The 13706-nt window shown below is 45.7% G+C and carries 10 protein-coding genes; 1 reads left to right on the forward strand and 9 read right to left on the reverse strand.

All coding sequences use genetic code 11. The annotated features are described in order from the left end of the window. Positions 1–234 precede the first annotated feature (234 nt). The 5 genes from dnaE to ACZ5KY_RS13725 form a co-directional block, all read right to left on the reverse strand. Positions 235–3708 (reverse strand): DNA polymerase III subunit alpha, encoded by a 3474-nt coding sequence (gene dnaE / locus ACZ5KY_RS13705; protein ID WP_464244453.1) that lies wholly within the window; start codon positions 3706–3708, stop codon positions 235–237. Between the two features lie 53 nt (positions 3709–3761). After that, entirely contained in the window at positions 3762–4382 is a 621-nt protein-coding gene (locus ACZ5KY_RS13710; RefSeq protein WP_464244454.1) for a Maf family protein, read from the reverse strand. A gap of 104 nt (positions 4383–4486) precedes the next feature. Beyond that, positions 4487–5854 (reverse strand): phosphohexomutase domain-containing protein, encoded by a 1368-nt coding sequence (locus tag ACZ5KY_RS13715; RefSeq protein ID WP_464244455.1) that lies wholly within the window; start codon positions 5852–5854, stop codon positions 4487–4489. Between the two features lie 75 nt (positions 5855–5929). After that, the gene (gmhB, locus tag ACZ5KY_RS13720; protein ID WP_464244456.1) at positions 5930–6484 is read right to left on the reverse strand and encodes a D-glycero-beta-D-manno-heptose 1,7-bisphosphate 7-phosphatase; all 555 of its coding nucleotides are present in this window, start codon (positions 6482–6484) and stop codon (positions 5930–5932) included. 30 nt (positions 6485–6514) lie between these two features. Next, the gene (locus ACZ5KY_RS13725) at positions 6515–7216 is read right to left on the reverse strand and encodes a PilZ domain-containing protein (RefSeq protein ID WP_464244457.1); all 702 of its coding nucleotides are present in this window, start codon (positions 7214–7216) and stop codon (positions 6515–6517) included. A 217-nt stretch (positions 7217–7433) separates the two neighbouring features. Between ACZ5KY_RS13725 and ACZ5KY_RS13730 the strand changes: the two genes are divergently transcribed. Next, a complete protein-coding gene (locus ACZ5KY_RS13730) occupies positions 7434–8465 on the forward strand; it encodes a diguanylate cyclase domain-containing protein (RefSeq protein WP_464244458.1) in 1032 nt (343 codons plus the stop codon). A gap of 18 nt (positions 8466–8483) precedes the next feature. On the opposite strand, the gene ACZ5KY_RS13735 is transcribed toward ACZ5KY_RS13730, so the two are convergent. Genes ACZ5KY_RS13735 through ACZ5KY_RS13750 form a run of 4 tightly spaced genes read right to left on the reverse strand, consistent with a single transcriptional unit; the run spans position 8484 to position 13674 of the window. Further along, positions 8484–11135 carry an AMP-binding protein gene (locus tag ACZ5KY_RS13735; RefSeq protein WP_464244459.1) on the reverse strand — a complete coding sequence of 884 codons (2652 nt, stop codon included), beginning with the start codon at positions 11133–11135 and terminating at the stop codon, positions 8484–8486. Next, positions 11128–12390, reverse strand: coding sequence for an MFS transporter (locus ACZ5KY_RS13740; protein ID WP_464244460.1), 1263 nt, complete (start codon positions 12388–12390; stop codon positions 11128–11130). Before ACZ5KY_RS13740 ends, ACZ5KY_RS13735 begins: the two co-directional genes overlap by 8 nt. Continuing rightward, positions 12380–13084, reverse strand: coding sequence for a CPBP family intramembrane glutamic endopeptidase (locus ACZ5KY_RS13745; protein ID WP_464244461.1), 705 nt, complete (start codon positions 13082–13084; stop codon positions 12380–12382). Before ACZ5KY_RS13745 ends, ACZ5KY_RS13740 begins: the two co-directional genes overlap by 11 nt. Then, positions 13078–13674, reverse strand: coding sequence for a TetR/AcrR family transcriptional regulator (locus tag ACZ5KY_RS13750; RefSeq protein WP_464244462.1), 597 nt, complete (start codon positions 13672–13674; stop codon positions 13078–13080). Before ACZ5KY_RS13750 ends, ACZ5KY_RS13745 begins: the two co-directional genes overlap by 7 nt. Positions 13675–13706 lie beyond the last annotated feature (32 nt).

Raw genomic sequence — 13706 nt, forward strand, 5'->3', positions numbered from 1 at the left:
CAATTTAACTCATGCAATGATCCCCTCAGCTTGCATGGCTTTTTCCTATTAGTGGCAAGGTCAAACAAACGTCGCCTCGCATTTATTTCAAACAGACTATGCAGCAGTTACCATTTAAAGAATTCACCACATTTAAAGTAGGCTACAATTCTACCCTTAAATGCCTCCAAATCGATGTCACCTTTAAGTTCAATAACCAGCTACCAAATAAATAATCTGTATATGTTATATCAATCACTCGAATGTGACAACATTGTATCCAAACAATTTTTCAACAGCCGCCACAAATTCGTCACTAGCAGCGACACTTAGCTCTTTTGCCGCCATAATTTGTGTTTCACTGCGATTCGGCACCACCATATGTAAATTTACGCGACATGTGCCCTCATAGCGGACGATGGTATGCTTGAGTTGTTGTAATTGATCTTCTGTTAAACCCGTTGTTGTCAAACGGATATGTACTTTTTTCGTTTGGCGCTCTTTGACGTCTGTTAGCAGCATCACCTCGGTAGCTAAAATTTTACAGGCCTCACCGCCGGCATCAAGAGTTCCATACACCATCAACGGTTCATCGCCCTTCAAATAATCACTTGAGGCCTGAAAAACTTCTGGGAACACCACAATTTCGAGCGAACCTGCTAGATCTTCGAGGGTGACAAAAGCCATCCGGTCACCTTTTTTGGTAACCAACTCTTTAATTCCCGAAATAATTCCACAGACCTTGACATCCTCTTTATCTTTACACTCGGATAATCCAGCCGTATCACAGGTGGCAAAGCGCTTAATATCTTCGCTAAAGCGAGCCAACGGATGCCCAGTAATATAAAAGCCCAGCGATTCTTTTTCGAAATTCAACCGCTGCTTGTCGTCCCACTCTTCAATATCTGGCAATTCACCATAACTATTGCCATCGTGACTGACCATTTCCTCCATACCAAAGAGGGAATCTTGGCCAATATTCTGTTCACGTTGAACCTGTTGGCCAATCTCCATCGCCCCTTCTAGCACCGCAGAATATTGTGCACGCTTACCACCGAGAGAGTCAAAAGCGCCACATTTAATCAAGGCATCGACCACCTTCTTGTTGACCTTACTCAGGTCAACACGTTCACAAAAATCGTTTAAAGATTGATAAGGCCCCTCTTCACGAATTTTAATGATTGATTCGAGAGCGGCAGCACCAACGCCTTTTACTGCACCAAGGCCAAATCGCATAGCCTTATCATGAACCGTAAACGATCGGATCGATTCGTTGATGTCAGGTGGCAATACATCGATCCCCATTGAGCGCACTTCGGCGATATTTTTAATTACCTTATCGGTATTTTCCATATCCTCCGTTAACAATGCAGCCATAAATTCTACGGGATAGTGAGCCTTAAGGTAAGCCGTATGGTAAGCAACTAAGGCATATGCTGCAGAGTGAGATTTATTAAAACCATACGCTGCAAACATCGCCATGAGATCAAAAACAGCTTCGGCTTTTTTCGCATCATGGTTATTTTCCTTCGCACCAGCCAAAAACAGCACTTTCTGCTTATCCATCTCTTCGGCTTTTTTCTTGCCCATGGCACGGCGGAGCAAGTCCGCACCTCCAAGAGAATAGTTGGCCAACACCTGCGCCAACAGCATAACTTGCTCTTGATAGACAATTACGCCATAGGTATCCTTCAGGATCGGTTCCATCTCTGGAAAATCGTAGACAATCTCTTGCTGGCCATGTTTACGCAAAATAAAGTTATCCACCATACCCGAACCGAGCGGTCCAGGACGGTACAGTGCGCAGACCGCAATGATATCTTCAAAACAGTTTGGCTTTAGCTTGACGAGAAGCTCTTTCATCCCCGAGGATTCAAGCTGAAAAACGCCTGTGGTATCACCGTGTCCCAGCAATTCATAGGTTGCGTCATCAGCTGTGGAGATCACGTCAAGATCAAAATCTGGATTTTTAGCACTATGAATTAAGCGCAGAGCATTATTGATAACGGTTAAGGTTTTAAGTCCAAGAAAATCGAACTTGACCAAGCCAATTTCCTCGACATACTTCATAGGAAACTGAGTGACCTGTCCACCCGATTTTTGATCGGTATACAGGGGTAAATAATCGGTTAGCGGATTCGGTGTGACCACCACTCCCGCTGCGTGCGTTGAGGCATGACGGGTTAATCCTTCCAAGCTTAAGGCGACGTTCAATAATTCCTTAATTCGCACGTCAGCTTTGGCCATATCGCCCATGCGCTCCTCTTGCTTGAGCGCATCCTGCAAGGTAATGTTAAGAACGGCTGGAACTAACTTAGATAACTTATCGACTTCGCCATACGGAATATTGAGTGCACGACCGACATCTTTAATACACCCTTTTGCCCCCAAGGTTCCAAAGGTGATAATTTGGGCTACGTTTGGTTTGCCATATTTATCTTGTACATACTGGATCACCTTTTCACGACCATAGATACAGAAGTCGACGTCGATATCAGGCATCGATATCCGCTCGGGGTTGAGAAAACGCTCAAACAGAAGATCGTAAGGGATGGGGTCAATATCGGTAATCCGCATCGAGAAAGCAACAAGACTACCTGCGGCACTACCACGACCAGGACCGACAGGAATATCATTATTTTTTGCCCAGTTGATGAAGTCAGCAACAATGATGAAATAACCGGGAAATCCCATATCAAAGATGGTTTTAAGCTCGCGCTCTAGCCGTGCACGGTAGATCTTCTCGTCCTCAGCACTAAAGTCAGGATTGAGTTCCCGAATCGTCACAAGACGTTCATCAAGACCCTGCCACGACATCTCCTCTAAAACATCATTGAGGGTTTTATCCTTCGGTTTTTCATACTGCGGAAAATGGTACGTATTAAAATCAAAATCAAGATTGCAGCGTTCGGCAATTTTAACAGTATTATCCAGAGCTTGCGGAACATGACTAAACAACTCAAACATCTCTGCGGGGGTGCGGACGTAAAAGCCATCGTTTGCAAAACGCATGCGCTTATCGTCATCCATGGTTTTACCCGTCTGGATACACAGCAACACCTCATGGGCATAGGCATCTTTACGAGTCAAATAATGGCAATCATTGGTGGCAACGAGGGGCAGGCCTAAATCGCCGCTGAGTTGAATCAGGCCATTGTTGGCAACGGTTTGTTTCGGAATGCCATTCTCTTGTAATTCAAGATAGAACCGGCCATCGTCAAAAATTTCAGCCATCTGCTGCACACGAGCCGAGGCATCATCAGTACGGCCCAAATTAATAAGAGTCGGAATCTCACCACCAAGGCAAGCACTCATGGCAATGAGGCCCTCGTTATATTCTTCGAGTAGATCCCAATCAATACGAGGCTTGTAATAAAAACCCTCACGAAACGCTGCCGACACCAAATAGCACAGATTACGATAGCCAATTTTATTTTGACATAACAAGACTAAGTGGTAGGACGCTTCGGAAGAACCCTTGGCATTTTTCTTTTCAAATCGCTTCCCAGGAGCCACATAAACTTCACACCCGAGAACAGGCTTAACCCCTGCAGCAGTGGCTTTGGTGAAAAATTCCATGGCTCCAAACATGTTACCGTGATCGGTCACAGCAACAGCGGGCATTTTATACTCTTTAACACGATTGATCAGGTCTGGAATTTTAATGGCGCCATCGAGCAGGCTATATTGACTATGTAAATGAAGATGAACAAAATTTGCATGTTCCATAATGGTAGTGATCCAAAGGTAGTAAAGGACGTTGTAAGAGTAATTCGTATTCGTTACATAGGGGTACGATGTGACAAACACCCAGCAGGAGACAAAACATCAACACCAAAGTCCTGCAACATCAGCGTCAAGCGAATCAAAGGTAAACCGATCAAACTGGTATAATCTTCCCCAGCCATCTTTTCCATCAGACTGATCCCTAGACCTTCAATCTTAAAAGAACCCGCACAATCGATCGGATTCTCCTGTTCAACATAATAGGCAATTTGCTCAGAAGTTAATTCACGAAGGGTGACAGCATAGGAGACATACTCTGTCAAAGAGCGCTTAGTCCGACAATCATACAGAGCAATCCCTGTATAGAAGCAGTGTGTTTTCCCAGCCATCGCTTGCAGTTGGCGTCTTGCTCCAGCAGGCGACCCCGGCTTGCCAAGAATGGTGCCGCGCGGGTTGGCAAACACCTGATCGGAACCAAGAATCAATGCATCGTCATAGTTACCGCGTAAACTGCTCGCCTTTTGTAACGCGAGATGCTTTACCAGTAGTTCGGGCGCAACACTCTGATCAATAAATTCTTCACCGAGCGGTGCAACGGCAGTAAATGGAAGCCCCAATTGTTGCAGCAATTGCTGACGATAAGGGCTTGTAGATGCAAGAATAAGAGGGCGCGTCACGTAACCACCTTTTTAGAAAAAAATGGGGAAGAAGTCACCCTTAATTGCTAATGCGAACAAACGATTATGATAGCATAAATCGTGACGGAAAACTTGCGGCTAAATCACTCACAATTGTTTTTTTGCCAGAGATCCAACCAGTGCAAAATTTCCGTTGTTTTCTCTTCCATTAAAGGGTTATCACCGCGTGATTCAACATTTAACCGAACAACAGGTTCGGTATTCGAACTGCGGAGATTAAAGCGCCACCCGGCAAAGGACATACTGAGGCCATCGACATGTTCAATGGATTCGGCACTGTCACCATAGTGCTGCTCTAACGCTGCCATCGCCCCCGTTGCATTGGCCAGAGTACGGTTAATCTCACCACTGGATGGATACGCTGCGATCATGTCGTCAACTAAGGCCGACAATGGTTTACCACGAGTTGCCATGAGTTCGAGCACCAACAACCACGGAATCATTCCGCTATCGCAATACGAAAAATCGCGGAAATAGTGATGAGCACTCATTTCGCCACCATATACAGCATCGACTTCGCGCATTGTTTCCTTGATAAATGAATGTCCCGACTTGCTCTCAACGGCTTCACCACCTGCCTGTCGAACAACGTCGAAGGTATTCCAAACTAAGCGAGGATCATGAACAATCTTGCCGCCGGGATGCTTGGCCAAAAATGCCGCAGCCAACAAACCAACAATGTAATAACCTTCAATGAAGCGGCCGTTTTCATCAAAGAGAAAACAGCGATCAAAATCACCGTCCCACGCAATGCCAGCCGCGGCCTTGTGAGCAATTACGGCATCGGCAGTTGCAGCCCGATTTTCAGGCAGCAACGGATTAGGAATTCCATTCGGGAACGTGCCATCAGGCTGATGATGGATCGGTATCAATTCAAAGGGTAGCGCCTGTTGCAACAGATCAATAACGGGACCAGCACACCCATTGCCAGCATTGACGACAACCTTAACAGGTGCAAGAGAACACTCATCAATATAGCTTAGCAAATGTTGGATATAAGCAGGACGGATATTAAGAGAATGCTGCATACCCATGTGCTGTGGTGAAGGAAAATCACCCTGTTCAGCAAGAGCTCGAATCTGCTGTAATCCGGTATCGGCGCTAATAGGCTTCGATTGCTCACGCACCAACTTCAAGCCGTTATAGTCGAGCGGGTTATGACTTGCAGTCACCATGATGCCACCATCCATTTTTTCATTGAACGTAGCAAAATAAACCTCTTCTGTGCCGCACAACCCAATGTCGTAGACATCCACTCCCGCATCGAGCAAACCTCTGGTTAAGGCCTGACACAAAGTGGCACTGCTTAAACGAACATCGCGCCCAACAACCACACGCTTCGGTTGCAAGAAAACCGCATAAGCTCGGCCAATAAGGTATGCAATCTCATCATTGAGTTCATCAGGTAATCGCCCACGAATATCATACGCCTTAAAACAACTGATCTCCATTATCGTTCCTCACACATAATCGTTATTATCAACACCAAAGCTAATTTTGGCATAGCGACAACAAACAGATAAAAATTAATTATCGACACAAATGACATCAACAGCTGCCGAGAGATCCGCGCACACTTGAATGGTGGATGATATTTTCCTTTTTTCACACTCACCATGACCTGTAAGCACCAAAATTGGCGTGCTTTCAACCGCCAATCCCGCTTCGACATCTGCCAGCTTATCACCAACAATAAAAGATTGGGTCAAATCAATATTTAAATCTCGCGCAGCGTCGAGCAACATTCCGGGCTCCCCTTTGCGACAGCGACATAACTTGCGATAGGGTGCATTCCCTTTATCTGGATGATGAGGACAATAATAATAACCGTCAACATGAGCACCATGCAAAACTAACTGCTGTTCAACAAAACCATGCAACAACTTCACATCAGCTTCCGAATAATAGCCACGCGCTACACCGGATTGATTCGTGACGACAACAACCAAAAAACCTGCATCATTTAATTTTTTAATCGCCTCAGGTACGCCAGAAATAAACTCAAAATCTTCACAACGAAAGAGGTAATCTCGTTCGACATTAATCGTTCCATCACGATCTAAAAATACTGCTTTTGCCATACCACCTCACCAGACATCTCAACACCTTCTTCACGAACAACGCGAATCAATCACTCTGCCACCACCAACCATAACTGTGATCTCTTGCAGCTGCTCAGGATTTATCGTTAGAAATCGAACACCAACACCGGGTAAATCCATCGTTTTCCCCCATTCACGACACCAAAGCACCTCAACCTGAATGGGTGCATTATCGATAAGGTCGATAAAACGTAACCATAGGATTGAGCCGAGGGGGAGTCGCTGAGTCGAAAACAGAAAACATCCACCAATGGACAAATCAATCGTTACCGACTTCTGTACAAACTCATCTGCGACATCGGCATACGAGGAGTACAGCACATTACAACAAAGCTCTTTACGAACGTTGAATCGTATTGATCGAGCTTTAAACGTCTGACAATATGACTCAACAAACTGCTTTAATGTTATCCGTTGCCCCGTTCCAGCCCCTGTCATATAGGTACGGATATTTTCTTCAACAGGATCCCAACGTAATCTTAAAGAGGGATAGACCTCCATAAGGTCAACTAACTTAGCTCGATCAAAAGCACTCGCACGAATACTGCTAACAATATCAACAAAAAGACCACTATAGTGCTGTCCTTTGCGATTCTTATAAAATTCCTCGAAAGAATGAACCACTTCGCACTCAATATTTATTTCAGCAGCGAGTTTCAAATATATTTTAGCAATTTCAAGATCATGCACATACAATAGTAATTTAACCATAATGTTCCATCTACTCCCCATTATTCATCGAATAAATCACTATACCATTTAAGCCAAAATAACAAAAAGTTCTGAATTAAATTCAAGTTTAAATAATCATTAAAAAGAGACCAAACCTGAATCAAACATCTATTTTCTTTCATTCTATGCTAAAAAGTTGCAGAATTTACTTTAATCAAGAAGCCAAGCCCCCATGATCACCAAGGAGATTTGTGTCGTGAATAACAATCATGCCTCAGCCACCACCAAAGATGATAGCAGCGAGAAAAGTTCCTGCCCTCAATGTCTCGAACTAGAGGAGATGGCAACCGCCCTCGAAGACTTCATCGGTCGAGTCAATGGACAACTCCTGAAATCTGAAATGTCAGATATGGAATTAGAGCAAATATTCTCTGCCTGTGTCGACCCAATGATTGTGATTCGTGTTGATGGTGTTATCGTCCGAGTCAACGGCCAAATGCTAACCCTGTTAGGTAAAACACGCGAGCAGGTCGTCGGTCTAGAATGTTCAGAACTCCTCACAGAAAAAGAGTGTCAACTCGCCACTGCAAGCCGAAAAACAACGCAAACAGACATTGATCTCATCAACAACAAAGGGGAGCAGGTCAGCTATATTATGACCACCTCACGCCTCGTTACCCTCGATGGAACGCCGGGGACACTGGCACAGTATAAAGACATTACCGAACGGAAACAAGCCGAGCGTGATTTAGCTGAAGCACATACCGCTCTTGAGCGGATCGCTAAGATTGATGGCCTGACTCAAATTCCCAATCGACGCACATTTGATGAGACATTGCTCAGCCAATGGCACCAACTCAGCGCAGCACAACAACCCCTTGCAATCATCCTATGCGATATTGACTTTTTTAAAAAATACAATGATCATTACGGCCATCAAGAGGGTGATGATTGTCTTGTCGCCGTGGCTCAGGGCCTCAACAACACCCTCCCTGACACCACCGGACTCGCGGCACGCTATGGTGGCGAAGAGTTTATCTTTTTACTCCCAAATACCACTCTCGAATCGGCGTGCGACATTGCCGAATTAGCCCGTAAGGGTATTGAAAATTTAAAGATTGCCCATGCCGGATCTGATGTCGCCCCCCATGTCACATTAAGCCTTGGCGTCTCTAGCATTGTACCTAACGATGAAACGCGCGCACTCGATTTGATTAAAGCTGCCGATGATGCTCTTTACCGTTCAAAAGCGAATGGCCGTAATCGAGTGACATTGGCACAGCGGTAATATTTAACCTAGCTCGCCCTATTGCAACAGCTCACGCAGTTGACGGTAATCGGTCTTTCCAGTGCCTAGTACAGGAATCGAATCGATGGCAATCACCTTACGAATATTGTGTAGCGGTGAAAGACCCGCGCCACGTATCATCTCGTTCACCTGTTGGCGCGTCACATCAACAGCGCTAAACAAAACGATTTCAGGTTGGCTATCAGGATTGGCGGCTTTCACTGCCAGCATTGGCCCGTCGTGCTGAACCACACCATCCATCAGCGCTGCTACCCCCTCCAATAACACCGCTTCTATCGCTGGCAATGAGATCATTTCGCCACCCATTTTCACAAATCGTTTCAAGCGTCCGCAAAATGTGAGTCCTCCATGTTCGTTCACCTGCACTAAATCACCGGTATTATACCAATCATAACCATCATGTTGGACAAAGGGTGAATCGACATCCTGCTCCAAATAACCTGAGAAAACATTCGGCCCGCGCACCAGCAAAATCCCAACCTCGCCGTCCCCAACAGGATCACCCGTCTCAGCATGGATAAGGACATAATCCATCGATGGCATCACACGACCAATCGTCCCCGGAATCGGTTGCTGGGGATGATTGACACTAATCAATGGCGAGCATTCCGTCACCCCATAGCCCTCACATACCGTCGCCTGTTGACAACGCTGGGCAAGGAGCGCATAGGTGGATTTTGGACATTTTTCCGCGCCAGTAAAGATCATGCGCAACGAACTCAGTTGATCTTGTTGCGCAGCTCCCGCCATCCCCGCTAAAAATGTCGGCGTACCGATCACGACACTAGCCCGATAGTTCTCAACATGTTGAGCCAACACAGCACCATCTGTCGGATTAGGGTAATAAACTGTTTTAAGTCCCAGACACAAAGGCATGACCAATGTCCCTGATAGTCCGAGCGAATGAAAGGGTGGCAACATACCTAATAAGCGATCTTGATGGCGCAACGGGATAACGGTTGTCAAATCGCGCATATTGGCTAGAATATTTGCATGACTTAACGCTACTGATTTTGGTAACGATTCAGAGCCACTGGTAAACAATACAGCCGCGGTGTCATGAATTTTTGAATCACTAAGAAAACACCAAAACATTAGCCCTTTTGTGGCAGCAACAAATTTCGCCCAAGGAGATAGATTAGCGGCAAAAGATTCGAGGACAAACCAATTGGCGTTCACGCTATCAAGTTGAATCCCACGCCCTTTTAATTTATCAATTAACAGTGACGAGGTCAGTACTGTTTTAGCGCCTGTTTGCGCTAAAGCATGAGCCATATTGCGTTCACCAGTGGTCCAGTTAAGCATCACAGGTCTTTTTCCACACAACACCAAGGTCAACCAACACAAACAAGCAGCTCCCGAGGCTGGCAACATAATTGCGACCGAACTTTCGGGCATCGCTTTGATAGCAGGGCGTAATGCGAGCACTCCTGTCATCAGTTTTTTCCATGTTCGGCACCCACCACTTTGGTCGGCAATAATGACTCTATTCTTATGAGCACGTGCTTGACGTAAAATTAACGTTGCCAAGTTTTCGCCCAATTCAAACAGCAACAAGTCACCATTTGTCCAATCATCAACAAACCAGCTCGGCGCAACCGGCTTTAATGGCTTCGACACATGACCGAGTCCTTCACCACGAGCGGATAACAAGCAGTCTGATACGGACTGCAATGCTTCGAGGTTATCAATATCCACGGCAAATTCAGCCGTTAACCAGCTAACAAGTTCCATCACCGCCAGACTGTCCAAACCAAGATCATTCGCTAAGGTCAGCTCATCCGTCAACATTGTGATTCCACTTAACTCCCGCAACTTATCTTCCACCAACCGACGTGTTTCGAGGGGTACATGACTCGCATCGCCACTGAAAGTAACCAGTTCAGGCTCAGGAAGATTCTCAACCGCCCCCCCCTGCCAAAACCGATAAGGAATATGCTGTGCTGGCTGAACCGATTCATTGTAAAACAACTCAAGATAGCGATTAATCTGCTGGCGACTCCCTTCACGGGGAAAATCGGGCACTTCAACCAACTCGACAGTCACCAGACGTTTAGGCATAAACAACAGTGCATTCAGCACCAGTAACGGCAGCATACGCAACAACACAGCAAAGAAATGGGGAGCATTACCTCGTGCGCGGCTAAATTGACTGCCCCACAGCCCTGTTGTTCGCACTAACACCACTCGCGCATTGGGCGCTGTCTTGACCAAACGGTCCACAGCACTACTGCCCCGTAACGATTCCTCTGCCGTACGGTAAATTCGCCCAGCTGGATAAACGAGCAGATTATCACCATGTTCTAAGCACCATGACATCTCATTCAGAGCATCATGAACAACATCATGTCCACCCTTTTTGCCGTATGCAACCTGAGTTAGATCAGGGATAATGAGGGCCCGAACCTTCGCCATCACATAGCGTAAGATGGGATGGTTTACTTGCCCTTCAGTAACCAAAGGCCGGACCTGAAATGATCGTTGCAGTACCGAATTTACGATAACAGGATCAATGAGAGCAGGATGGTTGGGTAAAAACAGTAGTCCTTCTGCACCTAAATTATGAACTCGATCTAGCCCTTTAATTTCGATGCGATATCGTAAGCGCAACAGACAGTTCACAATGAAAACAATTGCTGATTTAAACACGCCACGCCTCCTTTTTTAAGATCACCTTAAAAACCAATGCCACGCCAAGAGTTAAGACACCACCGACGCACATCGCTACAGCAGGTGTAGTCGTTAAATCTAACCACGCAAACAACTGGCCTGAAATTAATATCCCTGTAAATGCGCCAAAATTTGAGACCGCTATCACCTTGCCACGCTCATGCGCAGCGGGGCGAACCTGAATAAAACTCGATTGCGGAATAATAAACACGCCTCCACAACAACCGCTAAGCACTAAAGCGACAATGAGTGTAGGGAGTTGAAACGCCTCTGGCAGTTGCGAAGTCAAACCACAAAGAACTAGTCCAAAGCCTAACCCGCAACTTGCTGGAGCTAAAATATGGGTCCAACGATCAACATTGGTCCATTTTGCCGCTAAAAATGATCCAACACAAATGCCCACCATCAATGCCACAATCAGTAAACTGGTAACAGTGGAACTGTAGTGGAGTTGTTGAATACCCAACGTATTAATAATTAAAACAACCAACGAGGCCATGAAATAGAAAAAGGCATCACCGAGCAAGGCTAAAAACAGCGGTTTATCTTGACGAAGACGATATAAATCCTTGGCTGAGTTAAGTGGCCCAAACCACGGAAAAGGTGCGGTTGTTCCCTGTGCAGGACGTTTCACTACCCCAAAACTAAACAGCACACCAATGGCTGATACCGTTATCACAACACCAGCAACGAGAGTACGTCCTGCTTGGTATAGGGTTTCACTATTGCCTTGATCAATAGCAAAACCAGCAAAAGCGATCCCCATCAAAATAGCCAATGTTGTCACTAATTTAAGTAGAGCATTGGCTTTTGTTACATATTCATAGGGATACAACTCAGGAATTGAACCGTTAATAGCTGGGCCAAATAGCGTTGACTGGAGTGCCATAATAAACACCATCGCTAAAATACCATTCCAATTGAGGGTAATCATCCCCCAGGCACCAATTAACATCGCCACCAATTCAAGCAGTTTGACACCAATCACAACATGCTTTTTGCTGTAACGATCTGCCAACCAACCTGCCCCCGCCGAAAACAGGATAAACGGTAGCGCAAACAAAATGGTCGCTGTGCCTTGAAGTTGATTCAGCCCGGCACTCACGGCCAACAGTAAAGCAGCCTGTTTAAAAAAATTATCGTTGAATGCGCCCAAAAAATAAGTAACCGCCATGGCGATAAAATTACTTCGCCCTTGTTTGATCTGGCTGGCAAGCTGTTGATCATAGTCCATGAGTTCCTCCAAGTAACTGCCAACCAATCAACAATAAAACAAAATCAGCAACAATATGACTAACATAGCAATCAATCAACGAGACCCCTTTGAGGCGCATCATAGTCCATGCGCTACCAGCAATCATGGTTACAAAGGTAAAAAATAGAGTGACAGATAAAGTAAAATATGCGATCAATGTAAAATAGTGATGTAGACCAAAGCCGACACCGCCAAGGACAACAATCGCCAGCTGCGAAACACCGCGTTGCACCAATTGATCATAAACAAAACCCCGCCAATACCACTCTTCGAGCAAACTATTTGCCATGACAATAAAGATCGCCACGCTCCAATAGTGCTCTATCAGATTCAGCGATGTAAGTTTAACCGCGATATTACCACCATCTAATTGTCCCTGAAAACAAAAGAGCCAAGCACTCCAAATAATTCCAGCAAACACGGCACCGCTCACCACACCGATGAGACCATTGGTACGCACTACGCCAGCTCGCTTAAAAAGGGATGAGAGCGACCAGCCGTTGCGACACCAAAACACTAACGGTGCAACAACCAATACAACTTTCGACAGCGGATAAAGAACCTGTGGCCACCATTGCAGGGTAAAAGAACTCCATGTTGCCAGAGCTGGGAAAATTAGCCAGAACACTAACATCCACGTCGAGGATTGCCCTTTGGTGCGGTTTCCTAACATGCGTTACCTCCTTCAACTTGCAATGAATCTGAAATTTGGAGGACACGACACACTGCCGCAGAGACTTCAGCCACACACTCAACAGGATGCTCAATTAAACGTCCGTTGTGGTGCATCACCACAGGTTGCATCACCAAGCCCATAACGAGTGCCGCCATCAGTACAGCATCCTGCTCATTCGACCCACCCAGCAGCCCAGAGATAAAGCGTATAACTATATCGTTTGGATTTGTTTGTTGGCGCAAGCTTGCTTCAGGAAAACCATGCTGAGTGAGAAGAATAAAGGTGAAATGGATCGGCTGTTGTTGATAGTAATCATAAATAAATTGAACTGCTGCTTCAAGCCGCCGACTCGCAGAGCCGGGTTGAAGGAGCAACTCACTAAACGGAACAGTAAAGCGATTGATCTCTCTTTGAAATAGGCTCCATGCGAGGTCATCCTTGCTTTTGTAATGACGATACAGCGCCCCCTCAGTAACTTTGGCGGCTTGGGCAATATCGCGAATGACGGTACGTGCCAGCCCCTTGGTGGCAAACAACTCAATTGCTGCCTCTTCAATCACTTTTTTCTTTAAATTCGGTCGGCCCATTGTGCCCTCCACTTAATAAGTAAATGTATACT

Source organism: Desulfuromonas svalbardensis, assembly GCF_055389415.1.